Genomic DNA, 19838 nt, shown 5'->3' with positions numbered 1-19838 from the left:
TAATGCATCTATTCTGAGTCGGCTGTCACATTTTTTAACACTTGCACTATTTGTTCAAGGTTAAATGGTTTAGTTATGAAATCTTTGGCGCCGGACTCTAGTGCATCTACTATTAGTTTTTGTTGTCCAAGAGCAGTAACCATCACTATTTTTGCATCTGGATGCTCAGAGATGATTGCTTTAACTGCCTCAATCCCTGTCATACCTGGCATTGTAATATCCATTGTTACTACATCTGGTAATAATTTTCTATACATTTCAACTGCTTCTTGACCATTAGCTGCTTCACCAATTATGTCAAATTGATGTTCTTCAAGCATTCTTTTAATCGTAGTTCGCATGAAAATTGCATCATCCACTACTAATACGGTTCTCATACTCGTGCCCCCTCACCAATGAAATCTAAAATTCTTCATACGGTTAAAATCCTGTAAAATCACCAAAAAACGGACTCAAAACACGTATAATATATTCTAAACCGTCAAAAAACAATAAGATACCTAGGGCAATCATTATATAACCGCCAACTTTTACGATTAAATTACTGTTTTTACGAATCCAGTTAAGTCTTGTAACAAAGAAAGATAATACGAAAAATGGAATCGCAAATCCTAATACATATGCTAGCATATACCATATACCAACATCTGGATTTGACCCTGCCATTACAATGACTGCAGCCAAAATTGGTCCCGTACACGGTGTCCATCCTGCTGCAAATGCCATCCCTATCAGAATAGTTCCTAAAAATCCAGAAGGACGATTTTTAAAGTGTAGGCGTTTTTCTTTCATTAAAAATGCTGGATTAAATATACCAACGATGATCAATCCAAAAATGACAATGAAAATTGCACCAATTTGGCGTAGCAAATCTCCATATTGGATAAAGAATGTGCCTACTAAAGAGGTTGCGAATCCTATTGCAACGAATATAATGGAAAATCCTAACAAAAAGAATAATGTGTGTAACATTCCTCTTTTTTGCATCAATTTTTTGTCTGTTTTGATTTCTTCTAGTGACATTCCCGTAATATAAGATAAGAATGCAGGATACAATGGCAGTGTACAAGGAGAGATAAAGCTTAAAAATCCGGCTCCAAATGCCAATAAAAGATTAATGTCGGTACTCACGGCTGTCTTCCTTTCCGATTTACTGTCCCTATCGTACCAAATTTACCTCGCTTTGACTCTACAATTGCTTGTGACAGCTTTTTGACTCTTTTAACTGATTATATTTAATTAAGACTTTTTAAGTTTAGCAAATCTTCAACCTTTGTGAAAGACTGGAATGTAAATTATTCATTTTGACTCATTGCCCAAATTCTACTACTAATTTAATCAATCGTCTTCCTCCCCACTGATTACTTTAAATCCTTACAAAAAAATCACCCACTATAAGATATAGGTAGGTGAATTTCGGATTAGAAGGGATTATTTTGCACTTTGTGATTTTTCCAGATACTGCAATGCAGTTTTCATTTCTAGAAATGCTACAACTAAGTCTTCATACGCTTTCGTTGCATCTTGCGTATTCACATTTGCCTCATAATCTATTCTAGTATCTACAAAAACTGCTCCAAACAAAGCTATTTTTCGTTGAAATACAAGAACCTCCTCTAAGTTCTCAATGATAGAATTCATATATGTGTACACATTGAATGAATGCTGATTAGCACAATACCTTTCAAATAAATCGGAGCGTTCCTTCCCAGTTTTCCTAGCTAGTTGCTCTAATTCCTTTGCACACGCTACAACGTTTTGACCTTGCTCTGTAACCATTTTTAAACATTCTATTATTGAATACATTTATTAAGACGACCTTTCTTTTTTTCCACAATTATTGTATCACAATAGAAAATTTGTCGGTTGCTCGGTGATTGGTCGTTGCGAATATGAATAACTTTTGTAAATTAATATCTAATAACCCAGCAAGAGTGTTTAACCTCTTGCTGGGTTATTAGATTGTAATACTCAGGCGATATCATCCACCACATTGTTTTGTAATAGATACATTTTATGATATAAACCTTTTTGGTTGAGTAGTTCTTGGTGAGTACCACGCTCCACAATTTCCCCATGATGCAGAACAAGAATAAGCTCCGCATCGGCAATCGTACTTAAACGATGGGCAATCGCAATCGTTGTACGTCCTTTACGCATCTTTTCTAAACTGCTTTGTATCGCAACTTCCGTTTCAGTATCAATATTAGCAGTAGCTTCATCCAATACTAAGATTTTTGGATTCGTTGCGATTGTACGTGCAAAAGCAACTAATTGTCTTTGTCCACTTGAGAAAGTAGAGCCCCTCTCTGTTACTTTTTGCTTGTACGTATTCGGAAGCTTTTCTATAAATATATTTGCTTGCACAAATTCTGCAGCTGCTTTTACTTCCTCATCGCTCATCTCTTTATCATGTAGTCGAATATTGTTTTCAATATCCCCATAGAACAAAAATGGATCTTGTAGGACGAGCCCTACTTTTTCTCTAATTTCTTCCGCCTGAAAGTCTTTCACAGAATGCCCATCAATTTTAATATCCCCTTGTTCAAACTCATAAAAACGCATCAGCAAGTTGATAATGGAACTTTTCCCACTTCCCGTATGCCCTACTAATGCTACCGTTTGGCCAGGTTCTGCAGTAAACGAAATATGCTTTAGCACATCTGTTTTCCCATCATAAGAAAAAGTGACATTTTGAAATTCGATTTTTCCTTGTTCAATTTTTGCACTTGTTACATCCTTTTGAGAAGGTGCCAGATCTTCTTCATCTAATAATTTAAATACACGTGAAGCGGCAACAATCGCTTGTTGGAATATTGACAAACGTTGCATCACTTGATTGATAGGCTCAAAGAATCGGTCAATATAAGTAACGAACGCATATATAACTCCAACTTCTACTACATTATTCATCGAAATAATCCCAAAATAGCTAAGGACCATAATAATGGCCAATGCGTACACTAAATCGATTGCTGGTCGAAGCAGCAAGCTATCTAACTTGATATTACGCTTACCGGCATTCCAATGTTTATCATTAATTTCGTTAAACTCATCTTGCAATCTATCTTCTTGTCTGAACGCTTGTATCATTGTCATTCCCTGCAATGATTCCGCCAGCTTCGCATTTAGTTGACTCAGTCTTTCACGCAAATCTTGGTACACAATCGAGCTATGCTTTCGATACGTTGTAATGATGAAAAATAATATCGGCAATAAAACAATTGTAACCAGCGCTAGTTTTACATTCATGATAAACATAGCGATATATACACCGATTACTAAAAATCCGCTTTGTACAAATGCCACTAATACACTCACGAACATATCTTTAATCGCTTCGGTATCATTCGTTACGCGAGATACAATGCTTCCAGCTGGTGTTTTATCAAAGTATCGCATGCCTAACTTGTGCACCTTTGAAAAAACATCGATTCGCATTTGTTGGATAATTTTTAACGCAATTTCTTGAAACCTTAGTAATTGAAAATAGCTCACGATGACATTACCAACTTGTATGAAGACGTAGCCAAGTGCTAAACCGACTATGGGACCAGTCGGGAAATTTCGTGGAGTTAAATAATCATCCATAAATACCTTGATAAGAAAAGGGCCTAAAATGTCCCCTATCACAGTCAAAATTAGTAAAAATAAAGCTAGAGCGATTACTTTCTTATGGGGTTTTAAATAGGTGAGTAAACGTTTGAAAACCTTCCACTGATCTTTTCCGCTTAACTGTAGCTGTTTTTCGTCCATTATGCTTCACCTCCCTGTTCTACTAGCGATTCAAGTTGTTGTAATTGATACATTTCGAAATACATTCCTTTTAACTCCATCAATTGTTCGTGAGACCCCTGTTCCTTAATGGTCCCTTCACTCATAACGATTATTTGATGTGCATGCTGAATCGCACTCAATCGATGAGAAGTGATGATTGTCGTTTCATCCTGTCGTTTTGCTTTTAAAGCTTCTAGTATAGCCTCTTCCGTCCGCGCGTCTACAGCGGACAATGAATCGTCGAGAATTAAAACTTCCGGCTCCATCATCAGTGCACGCGCAATGGAAATACGTTGTTTTTGACCACCAGACAAAGATACTCCCCGTTCACCCACTACCGTGTTATATCCGTCCGTAAACTGCAATATATCATCATGAATATACGCAAGTTTCGCAGCTTCATGCACCTGTTCCATAGATGCGCCTGCATTTGCGAACGCAATATTCCCTGCTACCGTTGTGGAGAACAAGAAATGATCCTGAGGAACATACCCAATCGCTTCACGCAAACTCCGTTTTTTGTATATATCTATTGGGTGTTCACCATATAAGATTTGCCCTCTATATCCTTCGAATTCCCGCATTAACAGTTTAAGTATCGCTGTTTTACCAGACCCAGTTTTTCCGACGATTCCTAATGTTTCTCCGCGTTTAAGCGTAAAGTGAACATCATGGATTGCAGATCTTTCGTCACCTGGGAATTTAAACTCATCCACATGAAATTGTATATTTCCCTCTGGCTTTTGTTCCAGAGCATTTTCTTTATCATCAATTTCAATCTCTTCATCCAATAAATTCATAATACGGTCATACGAAGCACGACCACGCTCAACGATATTAAATAACCAGCCGAATGCAAGCATTGGCCAAACGAGTAGCCCTAGATAAGAAGTGAATGCAAACAGGTCTCCGATTGACATCTCATCGGCTAAAATAAATCGAGTTCCAAAAATAATCGACAAGAAGAAACAAATGCCGACAATAAGTGAAATCGTAGGATCAAATAAGGCATCCACTTTAGCAACGCGAATGTTTTTATCCACTACATCTTGGGATAATTGCACGAAATCTTCGGTATCCTCTTTTTCTTGACCGAATGTTTTAATGACTTTTACACCAGAAATACTTTCTTGCGCTTTATCATTTAAATTGGAAAATGCTTCTTGCGCATAACGAAAACGTTGATGCAATAGCTTACCGTAATAGCTCGTTAAGATAGCCATAAGTGGTAAAGGGATAAGCGCGATCAACGTCAGCTTCCAGTTAATCGTTATAGCCATCGCCGCAATAACAAATCCACCTGTTGTGATGGAATCGATAAGTGTTAGTACACCAGCTCCCGCCGTTTGTTGAACTGCAGACAAATCATTCGTAGCATGAGCCATCAAATCTCCCACTCGTTTTTTCTGATAGAACGAAGGAGCCATTTTCGTAAAATGACGAAACAACCTTTCTCTCAGCTGCCTTGCTAAAAAAATGGCTGAACCAAAAATCATAATACGCCAGTAGTAACGTAAAACATACATACCAATAGCAGCTACCGCTAAAATTACAAGCCATTTCAATAAGATAGCAATCGTTAATGTGCCCGCACTAATTTCATCTACAACATACCCAATAATTTTAGGAGGGATCAGCTGCAAAAAAGCGACGAGCATAAGCATTAAAATGCCCACTAAATATTGCTTTTTTCTTTCTTTAAAAAACCATCCTAAATCCAAAAATACTCTCACATTTTTTCCCCCATGTTTCTATATTAAGACTAATATAGTTTAGCAAATGTTCATACATTTCGGAAGACGATTAGGAGAAATTATTTCGGAAGTTGAAACTTTATTTTCGAAAACTTTTTACAATAAATTGTTATAGTAAATCAAACTAAGCGAAAGAGTACTCAAAGAAGAAAAGTGCTAGAGCTCCTACCTCTGCTCAATTTAGCTTATAGGGATACTACGCGATAGTGAGTTGAATGAAGTGACCTCTGCATGGCTAACGCACGCTTTTCATAGGGGAAGTGATGAGCGATCGGCGACGCTTAACCGCGATCCCTGTAATAGGTTTTGTAAAATAATCCTAAATTAGGATCCTTTATTAGGGCATCTCATTCCAAGTAAACTTATTTATGAGAAAGTGGTTGCTCTCAGAGGTAATTTGGTTGCTTTCAGATTGTCACTAGTTGCTCTCAACCATTGTTTGGTTGTTTTCAGACTAGAATTGATTGCTTTCGACAATAGTTTGATTTCCCTTAGCCATTTTTGGGTTATATTTATCCTGTAACTCCATAATTTTAGGAATATAGTGCCGCGGCCGAAGCTCCACCGCGCCAAAATCTCCTATAATTTCCCAACCAACGAAAAAAACAAACATAAAATAGCAAATTATTTTTCTGCTTGCTTTTTTATATAGCGCATTACATACGCTTCTATTTCAATTCCATATTCGCTTAAATGTTCTTTCCCCTTCTTGCACTTCAATCAAATAAATATCGGGATTCGATAAAGACTGCCACTGTTCAAAACCAAAGCTTTCATCCATGCTGTTTAATAACAAAGACATAATAGCCCCATGTGTGACGAGAATAACATTTTCTTCAGAAGAATTTATAACTTCATCCAAAACTGAAGCGATTCTACATAGCGCTTCGTTGCTAGATTCTCCCCCAATGAATGTTAATGATTTATCTTGAAAGGTCATCTTCAGTTTTTCCAGCCAATCGGGATAATTCTCCGTGCTCAGTATCCTTTCCGAGAGTCTAACATCTTTTATAATGTCCATATCTTTATTTTCAGCCAAAGATTCAACGGATTGAACTGCTCTTATATAATGGCTAGATATTATTTTGTCGATTTTCACATTGTCAAAATAATCCCTCAGTATCATTGCTTGATTGTAACCCTCGGAAGTAAGATTTGCATTTTCTTCTTGGCCCTCTGCTTTACAATGCCTGATTAAATATATTCTTTTCATCACTTAAACACCCCATTAATCTTTTGTCGATCATAATCTAGAATCCAATCATTAAAAGTATCATACATATTCCGTATAGAATCAGGTGAAGTTGCAATCACATCACACCCACGGTCGTCATACACATGATAAATTGTTTTCCGGTCCATATTAATAAAGAAGATATCATGATACATCATCGGTTTTATTCCCATATCTTGATTGCAAATTGCCTTTAACATTAACGTAAAATGGATATCGGAAGGCTTACATACTAGCCAATATCGCTCGGTCGTCCATTGTCCTCGGGAAAAACATAGGGAATGGTACGATGTTGTATTTGATACAATACAGATTTGTTTCGTATATATTTCGATAAAACTGGTGACTTTGGGATTCTTCCAAAATTATGCACGTTTGCTACGATACATATCTCATCCTCGTCTTTATGTAATGCGCGAAATAATGTGATCGCTCGGTCATACACACCTCGCATATAATAATGATTTTCTTGCATGTTAACGCCAAGTTCAAACCGAATCCCAATATTCCATTCATAAAATAAAGGCGAACTTAACTTTAGATTCGGTTAATTTTTTCCATAAATTGTGCTAAATCCATTTTCACGCTCCCTTTCTTAATACCACATTCTCCTTAATCTTCCTTTTCATTATAAGTGATTCCATTTTTAATAGAACGAAAAAAACACACGAAGAAAAGCATAATTCTTCGTGTGTTTCTTTTTATATATTTATTTCTTCTTTAAGTTCGCCTACATAAACAGATTCGGGACGGAAAATAGTGTTGTCATTAATCTGCTCAATAGCATGTGCAGTCCAGCCAACCATTCTTGCTACACTGAACGTAGGAGTGAATAGCTCTGCCGGCATATCAATCGAGCGCATAATGGCCGCTGCATAATATTCCACGTTCGTATACAATTTACGTCCTGGCTTGTGCTCAGCGAGTAAATCGATAATCTCTTTTTCGGCTATTGTCGCTAAGTCTAACCAGGCGTCTTTTCCTTGTAGCTGCAAACATTTTTCGCGCAAAAGAATCGAACGTGGATCTTCTGTTTTGTAAACGCGGTGGCCGAACCCCATTATTTTATCTCCATGCTTGATTTTATTCTCTACAATTGCTCGAATGGAGGAAGGGTCTTTAAACTCATTTAGTAAATCGATAACGCCAGACGGGGCACCACCGTGAAGTGGTCCTTTCATCGTTCCAAGTGCAGATGTAATGGCTGCTGTTAAATCAGATTCCGTCGAAATCGTTACTCTTGCTGCAAATGTGGAAGCATTTAAACCATGCTCCATCGTCAGCTTTAAATAGGTCTCCAGTGCTTCCACTTGTACTTCACTTGGGACTTCTCCATTTATCATCCATAAATAGTTCGCTGTATGGGATAAATTCTCATCCGCATCTACTATTGGGAGATCATGCTGATTTCGGTAATGTCTTGCCACAATGATTGGTAAAGCAGTTGTCAGTATGATAGCTTGTTCCTGTATCGTTTTTTCTTTGAATTCCCTATGGGCATACGCAGATATTGCTGTTCTCATAGCATCCATTAATAGAGTTTCTTTTGGTAGTGAGTCAATAATATTTTTGATATGATTCGGAAGTTCTCTATCGTTTTGAAGAGTGGCGCTTGTCCGTTTTCCAGTCCAAAGAAAGTTTGCTAGCTCTTCAAACGAAAGATTTGGTACCAATTCATCGACTTTAACCCCTCTATACCATAGCTCTCCTATGTTTCCTTCTACAGATGCGATGTTCGTATGCACCGCTACTATATCCTTTAGCCCTCTTTGATACATATTGAACCATCTCCTTTTATTTTAGTATATGAGCGTTAGTTGATAATGAAAATTAAATATATATAATTAAATTAATTAACATTATTAATCGAGTAGGTGAAACTATGGAGTATCAATGGCTTAAGACATTTTGCATTGCGGCAGAAACGCTCAACTTTCGAAAAGCATCCGAAAAATTAATGTTGTCCCAACCGAGCGTTACTGTTCATATTCGGTTATTGGAAGAACATTTAGGTACCCCTCTTTTTGAGAGAAAAAATAATCGAGTTTCACTAACAGACGCAGGCAAGTTCTTTTTAACAGAGGCGGAGCAAATAGTGAACCGTATTGAAAATAGTGTAGGCAAAGTACAAGCATTTGCACAGGGATTTCGCCGCAACTGGAGTATTGCCATTTCACCACTTATGGCGGAAACGATCCTACCAAATGTTTTACGTTCTTTTATGAAACATCATCCGGATGTGGAAATAAGTATTCGTATAGAAGAATCGCATCATATTGAACAACTGGTGGAGCAAGGAGAGGTCAATATAGGTGTTTCAGCACTGGAAGCACAGCAAAGAAATATACAATCTATCCCAATCTATGAGGATCCTATATTATTTATTATGCCTTTCGATGAATATGATGAAGAAAGTGGTCCCCCTATTGATATTAAAGACGTTCTGCAGAAAAATTATCTATTTACGCATCACCATCCCGTCTTTTGGGACGACCTTTTATTGCAATTGAATAAACATATTGTCAGCCTTCGAACGATGAAAGTAACACAAGCCCATATAACCAAAAGATTCATCCAAGATGGACTAGGTGTTTCTTTTTTGCCACACTCGATTATTAGACGAGAACTAATCGAAGGTAAAATGATGCAACCACATTTTAATCTATTTGAATTACCTTCCGTCTCTACTTACATTATTGTAAAAAGACAAGGGGATTTGGAAAAAGACTTCATCGACCTTATTTCAACGTATTATTTTCGATAGTAAAACAAAAAAGGGGGCACCATATTACATATGTGCTCCCCTTTTATATTCATTTAAAAGCTTATATAGATGCATTCTTTTTGAAAGTAAATGTTTGTGAAAGGAAAAATGCGATGGTAGCAGCTAAAACTGCACCTACTAAATAAATGGGTGATGCATTTCCAAAGTCAACTTCAGAATACATGCCAGCGCCAGTCGATGTTATTTCTGGTGTATTTAGTAGCGTAAGTAACATCCCCGATCCTATTTGCAATATAAAAAATAATACAGCAAAACTCATCATGAACAGCAAATATTTTTTCAAGTGCTCACCTCCCTATGAATGTTTACGGTTTATTCAACAAAAAGTTTCAATCTATCTAACAAGTGAATGATTGCTTCAGTCAGCTGTAGCTCACAATTTGGAAAGTATAGAAGCTCCACTTAGCATTTCATATGATGGATTGCTTTTATTTACTCAAACTCTTAAATGATGTTATAATCGTAGTAGACACAGGATAAAATAAAAAGAACGCTTGGTGCGACAACACCAAACGTTCCTGTAATGCCATAGCATCGCTTCAAAGGCGATCAGCAGTGAAGATTAGTAAACCACCCGATTGCCGGTAAGCTCAGGGGTGGTTTACTTTTTTTCTTTAGAAAAAGTAAGTATGGAAACGATCAAACCAGCGAACGCCACTGCGAACATTAAAGACTCGAAAGTTGTCATATAGCAACATCTCCTTTCCTATTTTGGAAAAGATCCCAAAATAGTGAATTGGAAATGCCGACCACCCTTGAACACGCTATTTTATTACTCTTCTATCATACCACACATACGTTCTGTTTTAATTGTACAAGCTGTGATTCAAATCAACCATTTATCCCTTGATTCTTTGGTTCGATTGTACTAATAATTATGTATATGAGTGGAAGTACAAATACTTCCGCTGCACGCTGAAAAGCATTCCCCTCTAGAAAACTAGTAAAGTTATATAGAGCCCGCATAACGTAATAAATAAAATTGGGATTGTTAATACTATTCCCGTTCTAAAGTAAGTTCCCCATGAAATTTTAATGTCTTTTTGAGATAAAACATGTAACCACACGAGTGTCGCAAGCGAACCAATAGGAGTAATCTTAGGACCTAAATCCGATCCAATCACATTTGCATAAATAAGTGCTTCACGTATCGTCCCAGAAGTATTCGTTTCTGCGATTGCTAATGCATCAACCATGACAGTGGGCAAATTATTCATAACAGAAGATAAAAATGCTGCGATAAAGCCCATTCCAATTGTCGCAACAAATAGTCCTTTGTTTGCTATAAATTCAACAACACTCGCCAAAGAACCTGTTAACCAAGCATTTCCCATTCCATATACAACGACATACATACCTATAGAGAAAAAAACGATACTCCAAGGTGCTCCCTTCACAACCGCCTTCGTATTTACTACGGTACTTCTTCTCGCAATCAATAAAAATAAAACAGCGATGACCCCTGCGATAATGGATATCGGCATATCAATAAATTCACTAATAAAGTAACCGACAAGCAAGATAAATAACACTCCCCAGGATAAGTGGAACATTCCAACATCTTTTATCGCTTCCCGAGGAATGCGTAATTTCGATAAATCATAAGTTTTCGGGATACTTTTTCTAAAATAGATATATAACACCGTTATTGTTGCAATTAAGGAAAACAAATTGGGTATCAACATTCGATAAGCATATTCCGCAAATCCAATACCAAAGAAATCAACCGATACAATATTCACCAAATTACTTACGACAAATGGTAAAGATGTGGTATCCGCAATAAATCCACTTGCCATAATAAACGGAAAAATCATCTTTTCTTTAAAATGCAAATGCCGAACCATCGCAAGAACGATTGGCGTTAAAATAAGAGCCGCCCCATCATTGGCGAAAAAAGCTGCCACGATCGCACCTAATATACTGACATACACAAACATTTTCACACCATTACCATTAGCAGCTTTCACCATATGAAGCGCCGCCCACTCAAACAATCCAATTTCGTCTAAAATCAATGAAATGATAATTATCGCAACAAAAGTCAATGTTGCATTCCATGTAATTCCTATTACTTCTTGTACATCTTGAAATCCCACTACTCCAACTATTAAAGCAATCAAAGCCCCGCCACACGCAGACCATCCAATGGATAAGTTCCTAGGCTGCCAAATAACTAAAGTGAGTGTCAAAAGAAAAATCAAAGATGCCAAAATCGCATCCGTCATTCAAAAAGCCCCCGTTTTGGTGCCATGCACCTATAATATATTTGTAACATTCGATGTTTTCCTATCTTGCAATTCTTATATACCGCTTAAGTGTTCGTGGATTAGCTTCCATTCTCCATTATCTCCTTTTGTGAAGATGTTCGTGGCTCTTCCACTGCCTTTTACAAATTCTCCATTATAATACCCTTCATATCGATACGTATAAATACATGTCGCAGATTTCTCGTCTTTCGTCATCCACTTAACATCTTCTGCTGAATAGACCTCTTCTTTTATAAGATTCCATGCATTTTCAAAATAACGTTGAATCTCACGTCTAGTTGTACAAGTTTTGTTTGAAAACCAGTAAATTGCATCTTCGTGAAGAACTTTCCTCACATTATTGAAGTCATGCGTATTTGTCGCACTTAAATATTGATCCAATGCTCTTTCGTAGCCCATCATCAATCCTCCTGTATTTTCATACTTACTGTTCTTTTGTATTTACACATAAAACGTTCAACTCCTGGATATTTTTCTCCTAGGCTAGTAATAGTAAATCCCATTTTTTTATAAAAATTCACTGCATCTTGATCTGTTTCTGCAAAAATCTTGGAGAGTGAATAGTTTTCAATTATATAATCTATCATTCTCTCCCCTATTCCCCGCCCTCTCATATCGGGAGATACTGCAATCTGTTTAATAATACAAGTATTGTCCACTGTAAATACAACTCCAATACAGCCAACAAATTGCTCAGCTTGCTTGTACCCATACAATTTTCTGTTTTCCTTTTTTTGATAAAGCTTATACTCCGCATCAATTTTGCTTTCAGATATAGCGTACGCTAATAATTTTCTTATAGATGTTGGTAGAACTTCCATGTTTATTTCTTCCACGTTTCATATCTCCTTAGTCACTTTGAATATAGCACTTTGTAAGTGATGAGATAGGTAATAAATCCAACAATAGGTAAAACTGCAATGGCAAATATAGCATAATTCAAAGGCGCGTGAACGGCATATGGAATCACGGAAAAACTAATTAGCAAAGGAATAGTAAATACAACTATGACAGAAAATGCTGCTTTTGCAGACTTACCAGTTATTTCAGACTCTCTTTCATCCTCATGAGTCATCTCTGGAATAACTACTTCCCTCATTTTTATTCTTCCATTATTCCGTTTTTTGGATAGATGCTGTGTGTATGAAGAATTTATCATTCCAATAATTATAGCTATAAGACCATACCACCCTGCATTAATCCTATTTTCTCTATAATAGTCGAAGCTAATTTCCTTATTTAAAAACATATCAGAAAGCTGATTATTCTTTAGATTAACAAATGCCAATACTGCGAATGAAATAATAAGAAGTATTCGTAAAATAACTGTTACAGTCAAATTTCTCATAATAGCCTCCCTCACCGAGCATGAAAGTATTTAAAGGTTACTAAATAAATGATCAAACCAAAAACTGGTATCGAAGCGGTCGTATATATCGGATACCAAGGATAATCGAGAAAATAATTTGGTATTAGCATATACGACCCTAAAAGAATGACCGTGTAAAATATAATAAAAACAAATGCATAACGAACAGCTTTGCCAGTGATTTCAACAGACCGCTCATCCGAAACATCATATTCAGATAAAATATATTCTTTTAATAGAGCATTTTTCTTTTTCTTTACTACGATAAGATCACCCACGTTAAAAATTATTAAAAGTATAGTAACAATGGTTAAAAAAGTTCCTCTCCAAGTACTAATATACACAGAGAATTCATCAATATAACCGCGTCCAAATAGCTCAAAATACTGATTAATTTTCACATAATCATACACACTTAGCGCTATGGCAACAAAAAGCAAACACCTCAAAATAACTGTCACATACATCCTCATTTCGCATCGTCCTCCTTATAAAAAATTTGTTCAATGGATTCTCCAAACACTTCTGCTATATTAATGGCGAGCAGTAATGATGGGGTATAGCTACCTTTTTCTAACGAAACAATTGTCTGTCTAGTTACGCCAGTTTTTTCAGCAAGATCACCCTGCGTCAAGTTGAATCTAGCTCTTAATTCCTTTACTCGATTTTTTAGCAAACTGCTCCCTCCAAACATTCTCTTTTCATTGTATAGTTTATTTGTCTTTTTGTATAGTTCATTTTACTTTTTGAATGCTTTGCTTTACTTTTTATACAATATAAAAGGAGGATATTCAGCTAACAATACTGATTACCTCCCATTTTTAAATTATTCAAGTGCAATTACTGGTTTGATTTAGACCTAGTCACGAATTTGTATCATGTAGACAGTCATTTACTCAGTATCCGTATCATATATCAGATTAGAAAAGAATCCGATACGCAAAAAGGAGTTGAAGAATTGGATAATCCAGAACAAAATCGAGCTATATACGATAATATCCCACAACCGATCCGACAGGACGGAGCAGGAGGATATGATACGGGACCAAGAGATGTAATGCGAGATCTTGAAAATCCCGACTTGTTAGTTCCACCTAAAACAGATGCTGGCTTACTCCCTAATATGAAATTTTCGTTTTCAGACACGGCGATGAAATTAAATTTTGGAGGATGGTCACGAGAAATCACCGTTAGGGAACTCCCCATCGCTACTACGCTTGCAGGTGTTAATATGAGTTTGACTGCTGGTGGTGTACGAGAATTACATTGGCATCTCCAAGCAGAATGGGCCTATATGATAATAGGTCGAGCGCGAATCACGTCCATCGACAGTGAGGGAAGAAATTTCATTTCTGACGTAGGCCCAGGAGATCTTTGGTACTTTCCCCCTGGACTTCCCCATTCGATTCAGGGGCTGGAACATTGCGAATTTCTTCTCGTCTTTGATGATGGTAAATTTTCAGATCTCAGCACCTTATCTATCTCTGATTGGTTCGCACACACACCAAAAGACGTACTATCCGCTAATTTCGGAGTACCAATTAATGCCTTTGACCATATTCCATCAAAGCAAGTGTATATTTATCAAGATAAGATTCCAGGCCCGCTAGAAAGTGAAAAGGTTCAATCTCCCTACGGAACCATTCCCCAAAGTTTCACGCATCAGTTGCTAGCACAAAAACCATTGAAAACCCCTGGAGGAAGCGTACGAATCGTAGACTCTACTAATTTTCCTGTATCTAAAAATATCGCAGCAGCACTTGTTGAAGTTGAACCGGGGGCGATGAGAGAACTGCATTGGCATCCGAATAATGATGAATGGCAATATTACCTTTCCGGGCAGGGACGTATGACGGTGTTTACCGGGAATGGCGCAGCTCGTACATTTGACTATAGAGCTGGTGATGTAGGATATGTTCCTTTTGCTAATGGTCACTATATTCAAAATACCGGCGACCAAACTTTATGGTTTTTAGAAATGTTTAAGAGTGATCGATTTGTTGATGTCTCCTTAAACCAATGGATGGCACTTACGCCACGTGGCCTAGTGAAAAGCAATTTGCATGTTGGATCACAATTATTGGATGCACTAAGTAAAGTGAAGCATCCGGTCGTAAAGTATCCTGGATTCTCCTATTATCCTAAATAATAATTGCTCAAAGCCACCCTTACTATAAAAATAACCTCTTGCCAATATTTATCTGCAAGAGGTTATTTTTTCTTCTTCAAATATTCTACCGAATAATTTGAGTACTTTACAAGCGTACTCCGACTCCCAGATGTTCATTCATTGCGCATTCTTATGCTATAATTCCATAACGATTTAGGTATTCCTTTTATCTCGAGAAAGCCACTATATATTAAATGCCGAATCCTATATTCCAAATAGAAAATATCAACAAACTCTTCCAGTTGTACAATTAATTCTCCTAATACTTCCCCAATTTTGATGAAAACATTGTTTCCTTGCTGTTTTTGGAGATTCTCGATCATCTGTAAAATCGGCGAATCAACATGATCTTCAGGCACGCCTTTTATTTCCCCATTTCTCCAAATACGCAGTACTTCTTTCGTTTTTGCTAATGCTTCCCACTCCAATTGTAAATGATTCCGTTCTTTATCAGATAGTGGAGTGTCCTTATTATTTTTTTCAAACAACATCTTTATATCTTGGGATTCAATTTGGCTGGTATTGAAAATATGTAACGGTTGTTTTTGAGTACTTATATGTTTTTCATACAGATCAGTAGAGTTTATTAGAAATAGCTTATTTGTTTTATCCTTTAATAAGTGGATTAGAAACCGCATACATACCTGTTCATTTGCATTGTTGCCATACCAGATATAGATAGGAACTTCACTTGGTATATCTTCTATTTCTCGAAGTGTATTTGAAAATTTTATGGGATATTCTGTTTCCTGTTCGAAGTTAATATTGTCGATTAACCAATCTTTTCGATAAGTTTGCGCCATTTTTTCATCCAGTTTACCCAATGGTCCAATGGAAAGAAAATCTGGAAAGCCTATTACAGTCTTTGGCCTTAGTAGACCGCTTTTTAAGGAACCCGCCGTAGATTCCGAGGAAACGATATGTACCGGTCCATTTGTACGTAACTGACGATTTTTTTGGATCTGTTGATTGATGAATTCTACCAGCAAGACCATGTCATCCTGATTGGCAAAAAATGTTCGACCTTGAGTAGATTTATTTTTTCGATGATCAAATGTTTCAAATTCAACTTCTTGTTCTAATTCAAATGTTCCCCAAGCTTCCGTTCTACTTAAATCCAAAACAGTTATGTAATTTTGTGTTTCGATTTTATAAACAAACACTATAGTTGGATCCATCAAGATATATATAAATGGATAGTTAATTTTAGTTTTTATGACCACAACCTCCTAAGAAATTACTTTTATTAAACTCGGACTCTATCTCAAAGTGACTTTTTCAAAAGATTTTTAAACAAAGATTCTATAAACAATATACATAATGAAATTTAACAGCATTAAAATTAACAACTGTACGGTTGAAGTGATAATAATAAATAAAACATCTGCAAATAATACCACTTCACCAGGTGGAAGTTCCGGATGGTCTAACACTATTAATATAAGAAATGAAGAAACAATAATCGAAACAAAGAATGCGCCATAGACGAATAGCGCATGTTGATAGAATTTTAGTTTTAACTTGCTGAACCAAAGAATAGTATTTATTAATACAATGATTATAGGAAAAACTAAAAATTGAAAAACTAATGTATCCATCATTTCGACTAGGATTGACCAATAAATAATTTGAGCCAAACAAAGAATAATCGTATTTGTAAAAGCCATCCAAAAGTACGAACGTTTATTTTTATCCATTTTCCACTCCGTATCTTATTTAATGATGAAGCTCGACATGAATATTCTTTTTAATTTCACCTAATGAAAAAGTGTTTCTTTGGAAGCTCCTTTCACTTTACTTATTCAACGTAAATACTATTAACTCCTTCTATAATAAGAAAGTACCGTTACGAGCAAATGCTTTCTGTACAAATCAAAGAATTCGATTTTGTACAACCTTGCTTCCATCATACAATACTTGTATATTGAGGATTAACGAATAAATATATTCCAAAGAGTGATCACATTGACTATTAAAAACGAAAATCTCCATTTCCGTTACTTTAAAATTAGAATAGCTTATGTAATTGTAGTTGCCACTACTATTTTCTTTGGGCTAGCCTCTAGGAAATACAGCTATAATCTTCCGTCGTTTTTAGCGGAAAACGCAGGGGATGTTATTTGGGCTATGATGGTCTATTACGGACTCCGTTTCCTTTTGGTACGTAAAACGTTATCTTTAGCTATTTGGATTAGTTTCCTTTTTAGCTTTAGTATTGAATTCAGCCAGCTATATCAAGGAGAATGGATAAAGCAAATTCGTGCTACTTCACTCGGAGCTTTAATATTCGGCAAAGGATTTCTGACAGAAGATTTATTTCGATATGCAGTTGGGATTCTGTTAGCCGCATTCCTCGATAAAGTGGTACTTTTGTTCATCCAGCGAAAACCTATCCGAAAATCACCAAAATGATATGCTAACAGAATAGTTTTTTTCAATATCACCTTTCGACGCGAACATTTTAACTTTTATTGACCTATCCTAATACACAATAAACCCCGCCGCCAAGAGGACTTACTTTCTTATAACGGTGGGGTTTGTTACTTAAAGGTAAAAACCCTATTCATAAAGGGGTATATCAATTTCTACCTTACCGTCCAAATACAGTGGATAGCTATTAATATGGAACCGAATTGGATTCACTACCTTTTCAAAATCAAATGTAGAAACTTCTGTGACATAAGGTTCTTCTCTGCTCATATGCGTTTCAATTAGATTATTACTTAAATTTTTGCCTTCTTGATCCACCATTTGAGAAAACAGCAGCCAACCGCTAGATGGATAAGTGACTTCCAATGTATTATCCGATGGTACTTGAACAGTAATATCCAAGTCACTCGGCAGATACAGCACTTTCTTTTGCTCAAAATCTACCTCGATATAGTTCGAGCCTTTTGGAAGTGCTTGAATTCTATCTATTTCTAGCGTTAATTTTTTCGGTTGTCGGAAGTAATTACTTTGTAAAAATAAGCTCACGTCACCGTCATGTACATTGCTGACTCCTCCCGAGTCATTACTTAGTTGGCCCCAATCTTCGCCATTCTCATCAATCAATCGTATCGATGTAAATTTTAGTAATTGCATCGTATTTTGTTCATCAGCAGCTAGACGGATTTCTGCACGTAATGGTGAAACTTTCAGCTGCTTAATATTAATTGTTTGACCGTCTACAACAACGTCTTGATTCACCTCATATACTTTTGGTTGTTCAATAGGCTTAGTGAGTGTGAACGGTACGGTGATCTTTGTTTCTGCTTCTGCTACATCACTCAAACTCATATTAAATTCAAATTTCCTATTTTCATACGATAAATCAGTGGCGGATACAATTTCAATTTTGTCTTCCTGCTCAGTCCTCTTACCTGTTTTCGAGGAAACGTAGGGATTTGTGACCCCAATTGGGATACCTTGTTGTGATACTCCTAAAGAAGTTATACTCAATTTGGAAAGGTCATAGGGAGATTCAAGCTTATAGAATAAAGTCATACCCGAATGATCAGCCACAACTCCCTGTAAAGTCAATGTATAATCGTCTTCTGTTACTACAATTCCTAGTTCTTCATAGTAATTATTTTCAACAATGTCACTGATTCCTTTATCAAAAGAAATCATATGTACGATAGAATCAAATCCTGGAATCTTGGCCATAGTCTGCGCAAATACCGGAGATACTCGAATAGAAGTTACAAACAGCAACAGCATAATAGCAGCGACACTGGCAAATGAATACAGACGACGTTTTCTTCTCTTACTCAACCCGTGCTGTTGCACAGCTTTTATGCGTGCTTGATGTAAGGCTTCTTTGGGGATTTCAATTGCTTCTAATTCCTCGGTGAGCTTTTGCAATTCCTGATTGTTCAAGTTAGTCATTTACAGTTCCTCCTTTTCCATTAGTACACGTAATCTTTTTAATGTCGTATGTAGCCTTGATTTCACAGTGCCCTCGGGAATTTTCTTTAACTGTGCAATATCCGCGTTCTTCATATCATGGAAATATTTTAAGTAAATGAGTTCTTGTTGTTCTGTTGGTAAACTTGCGATGATATCAACTATTTCGAATGGTTGCTGATCCACCGAAGCGACTTCCATATCATGATTATAGACAAATTTCTTTTGCTTCTTTTTCACGTCTAAACAGATATTAATGATAATTCGAACAAGCCATGTTGCTATGTATGCGGGTTCTTTTACAGTATGAATCTTTTTTAATGCTCGATAAGTCAGCTCTTGCACCGCTTCAACCGCATCATGCTCATTTTTCAGGTATGCAAAGGCAATCCGATAGAGCATCTCCTCATGTCGGGTTAATAGCTCCAATAAAGCCTGTTCTTCACCTGCAATTGCTTGTTTTTCCAAATCCATGCTCCCACCCCCTTGTTATCTATTAGACAGTTTGACATTGTAAATCGTTCATTTTACTTTCTCCATAAAAGAGTTCATTTTCGAAAGTGGATATCCGATCCAAACCTCTGTTCAAAT

At 36.5% G+C, this 19838-nt stretch carries 21 protein-coding genes and 1 pseudogene; 3 read left to right on the top strand and 19 right to left on the bottom strand.

Annotated elements, in window-relative coordinates; all coding sequences use genetic code 11:
- Positions 1 to 8 precede the first annotated feature (8 nt).
- From ACIP9W_RS20250 to ACIP9W_RS20215, 8 genes and pseudogenes are all read right to left on the bottom strand, one after another.
- Positions 9 to 377, bottom strand: coding sequence for a response regulator (locus ACIP9W_RS20250; protein ID WP_400792954.1), 369 nt, complete (start codon positions 375 to 377; stop codon positions 9 to 11).
- A 43-nt stretch (positions 378 to 420) separates the two neighbouring features.
- The gene (locus ACIP9W_RS20245; RefSeq protein WP_400792952.1) at positions 421 to 1131 is read right to left on the bottom strand and encodes a cytochrome c biogenesis CcdA family protein; all 711 of its coding nucleotides are present in this window, start codon (positions 1129 to 1131) and stop codon (positions 421 to 423) included.
- A gap of 300 nt (positions 1132 to 1431) precedes the next feature.
- Positions 1432 to 1806 (bottom strand): hypothetical protein, encoded by a 375-nt coding sequence (locus ACIP9W_RS20240; RefSeq protein ID WP_400792951.1) that lies wholly within the window; start codon positions 1804 to 1806, stop codon positions 1432 to 1434.
- 165 nt (positions 1807 to 1971) lie between these two features.
- The gene (locus tag ACIP9W_RS20235) at positions 1972 to 3756 is read right to left on the bottom strand and encodes an ABC transporter ATP-binding protein (RefSeq protein ID WP_400792950.1); all 1785 of its coding nucleotides are present in this window, start codon (positions 3754 to 3756) and stop codon (positions 1972 to 1974) included.
- Positions 3756 to 5510, bottom strand: a complete 1755-nt coding sequence (locus ACIP9W_RS20230) for an ABC transporter ATP-binding protein (RefSeq protein ID WP_400792949.1) — start codon at positions 5508 to 5510, stop codon at positions 3756 to 3758. The genes ACIP9W_RS20235 and ACIP9W_RS20230 overlap by 1 nt, the downstream gene beginning before the upstream one ends.
- A gap of 694 nt (positions 5511 to 6204) precedes the next feature.
- A complete protein-coding gene (locus ACIP9W_RS20225; protein ID WP_400792969.1) occupies positions 6205 to 6744 on the bottom strand; it encodes a histidine phosphatase family protein in 540 nt (179 codons plus the stop codon).
- A pseudogene (locus ACIP9W_RS20220) lies at positions 6744 to 7270 on the bottom strand (DUF3885 domain-containing protein). Before ACIP9W_RS20220 ends, ACIP9W_RS20225 begins: the two are co-directional and overlap by 1 nt.
- A gap of 196 nt (positions 7271 to 7466) precedes the next feature.
- The gene (locus ACIP9W_RS20215; RefSeq protein ID WP_400792948.1) at positions 7467 to 8543 is read right to left on the bottom strand and encodes a citrate/2-methylcitrate synthase; all 1077 of its coding nucleotides are present in this window, start codon (positions 8541 to 8543) and stop codon (positions 7467 to 7469) included.
- A gap of 104 nt (positions 8544 to 8647) precedes the next feature.
- Here ACIP9W_RS20215 and ACIP9W_RS20210 point away from each other — a divergent pair, with 104 nt between their 5' ends.
- The gene (locus tag ACIP9W_RS20210) at positions 8648 to 9529 is read left to right on the top strand and encodes a LysR family transcriptional regulator (RefSeq protein WP_400792946.1); all 882 of its coding nucleotides are present in this window, start codon (positions 8648 to 8650) and stop codon (positions 9527 to 9529) included.
- A 61-nt stretch (positions 9530 to 9590) separates the two neighbouring features.
- Here the strand turns inward: ACIP9W_RS20210 and ACIP9W_RS20205 are convergent, their stop codons facing one another.
- The 7 genes from ACIP9W_RS20205 to ACIP9W_RS20175 form a co-directional block, all read right to left on the bottom strand.
- A complete protein-coding gene (locus ACIP9W_RS20205; protein ID WP_400792944.1) occupies positions 9591 to 9833 on the bottom strand; it encodes a hypothetical protein in 243 nt (80 codons plus the stop codon).
- 649 nt (positions 9834 to 10482) lie between these two features.
- The gene (locus ACIP9W_RS20200; protein ID WP_400792943.1) at positions 10483 to 11778 is read right to left on the bottom strand and encodes an arsenic transporter; all 1296 of its coding nucleotides are present in this window, start codon (positions 11776 to 11778) and stop codon (positions 10483 to 10485) included.
- A 75-nt stretch (positions 11779 to 11853) separates the two neighbouring features.
- On the bottom strand, positions 11854 to 12219 hold the full coding sequence (locus ACIP9W_RS20195) for a YybH family protein (RefSeq protein WP_400792941.1): 366 nt from the start codon (positions 12217 to 12219) through the stop codon (positions 11854 to 11856).
- 2 nt (positions 12220 to 12221) lie between these two features.
- Positions 12222 to 12656: a GNAT family N-acetyltransferase gene (locus tag ACIP9W_RS20190; protein ID WP_400792940.1), complete on the bottom strand. Its 435-nt coding sequence runs from the start codon at positions 12654 to 12656 to the stop codon at positions 12222 to 12224.
- A 17-nt stretch (positions 12657 to 12673) separates the two neighbouring features.
- Positions 12674 to 13168 carry a hypothetical protein gene (locus ACIP9W_RS20185; protein ID WP_400792939.1) on the bottom strand — a complete coding sequence of 165 codons (495 nt, stop codon included), beginning with the start codon at positions 13166 to 13168 and terminating at the stop codon, positions 12674 to 12676.
- 11 nt (positions 13169 to 13179) lie between these two features.
- On the bottom strand, positions 13180 to 13662 hold the full coding sequence (locus ACIP9W_RS20180) for a hypothetical protein (protein WP_400792938.1): 483 nt from the start codon (positions 13660 to 13662) through the stop codon (positions 13180 to 13182).
- Positions 13659 to 13865, bottom strand: coding sequence for a helix-turn-helix transcriptional regulator (locus tag ACIP9W_RS20175; RefSeq protein ID WP_400792937.1), 207 nt, complete (start codon positions 13863 to 13865; stop codon positions 13659 to 13661). The genes ACIP9W_RS20180 and ACIP9W_RS20175 overlap by 4 nt, the downstream gene beginning before the upstream one ends.
- A 282-nt stretch (positions 13866 to 14147) precedes the next feature.
- On the opposite strand from ACIP9W_RS20175, the gene ACIP9W_RS20170 reads away from it, so the two are divergent.
- Positions 14148 to 15338 (top strand): oxalate decarboxylase family bicupin, encoded by a 1191-nt coding sequence (locus tag ACIP9W_RS20170; protein ID WP_400792936.1) that lies wholly within the window; start codon positions 14148 to 14150, stop codon positions 15336 to 15338.
- 134 nt (positions 15339 to 15472) lie between these two features.
- Here the strand turns inward: ACIP9W_RS20170 and ACIP9W_RS20165 are convergent, their stop codons facing one another.
- Both ACIP9W_RS20165 and ACIP9W_RS20160 read right to left on the bottom strand, forming a co-directional pair.
- Positions 15473 to 16582 carry a DUF1835 domain-containing protein gene (locus tag ACIP9W_RS20165; RefSeq protein ID WP_400792935.1) on the bottom strand — a complete coding sequence of 370 codons (1110 nt, stop codon included), beginning with the start codon at positions 16580 to 16582 and terminating at the stop codon, positions 15473 to 15475.
- Between the two features lie 66 nt (positions 16583 to 16648).
- Positions 16649 to 17056: a hypothetical protein gene (locus ACIP9W_RS20160; RefSeq protein ID WP_400792934.1), complete on the bottom strand. Its 408-nt coding sequence runs from the start codon at positions 17054 to 17056 to the stop codon at positions 16649 to 16651.
- Between the two features lie 259 nt (positions 17057 to 17315).
- Between ACIP9W_RS20160 and ACIP9W_RS20155 the strand changes: the two genes are divergently transcribed.
- Positions 17316 to 17771: a ribosomal maturation YjgA family protein gene (locus ACIP9W_RS20155; protein ID WP_400792933.1), complete on the top strand. Its 456-nt coding sequence runs from the start codon at positions 17316 to 17318 to the stop codon at positions 17769 to 17771.
- A 147-nt stretch (positions 17772 to 17918) separates the two neighbouring features.
- Here ACIP9W_RS20155 and ACIP9W_RS20150 read toward each other — a convergent pair whose 3' ends face one another.
- The gene (locus ACIP9W_RS20150) at positions 17919 to 19229 is read right to left on the bottom strand and encodes a DUF4179 domain-containing protein (protein WP_400792932.1); all 1311 of its coding nucleotides are present in this window, start codon (positions 19227 to 19229) and stop codon (positions 17919 to 17921) included.
- Positions 19230 to 19721, bottom strand: coding sequence for a sigma-70 family RNA polymerase sigma factor (locus ACIP9W_RS20145; RefSeq protein ID WP_400792930.1), 492 nt, complete (start codon positions 19719 to 19721; stop codon positions 19230 to 19232).
- Between the last annotated feature and the right edge of the window lie 117 nt (positions 19722 to 19838).

Origin of the sequence: Psychrobacillus sp. NPDC093180 (assembly GCF_044754065.1) — a bacterium.
Lineage (GTDB): Bacteria > Bacillota > Bacilli > Bacillales_A > Planococcaceae > Psychrobacillus.
Note: the sequence above shows the minus strand (reverse complement) of the source record. Positions and strands in the feature narration are given on the sequence as shown.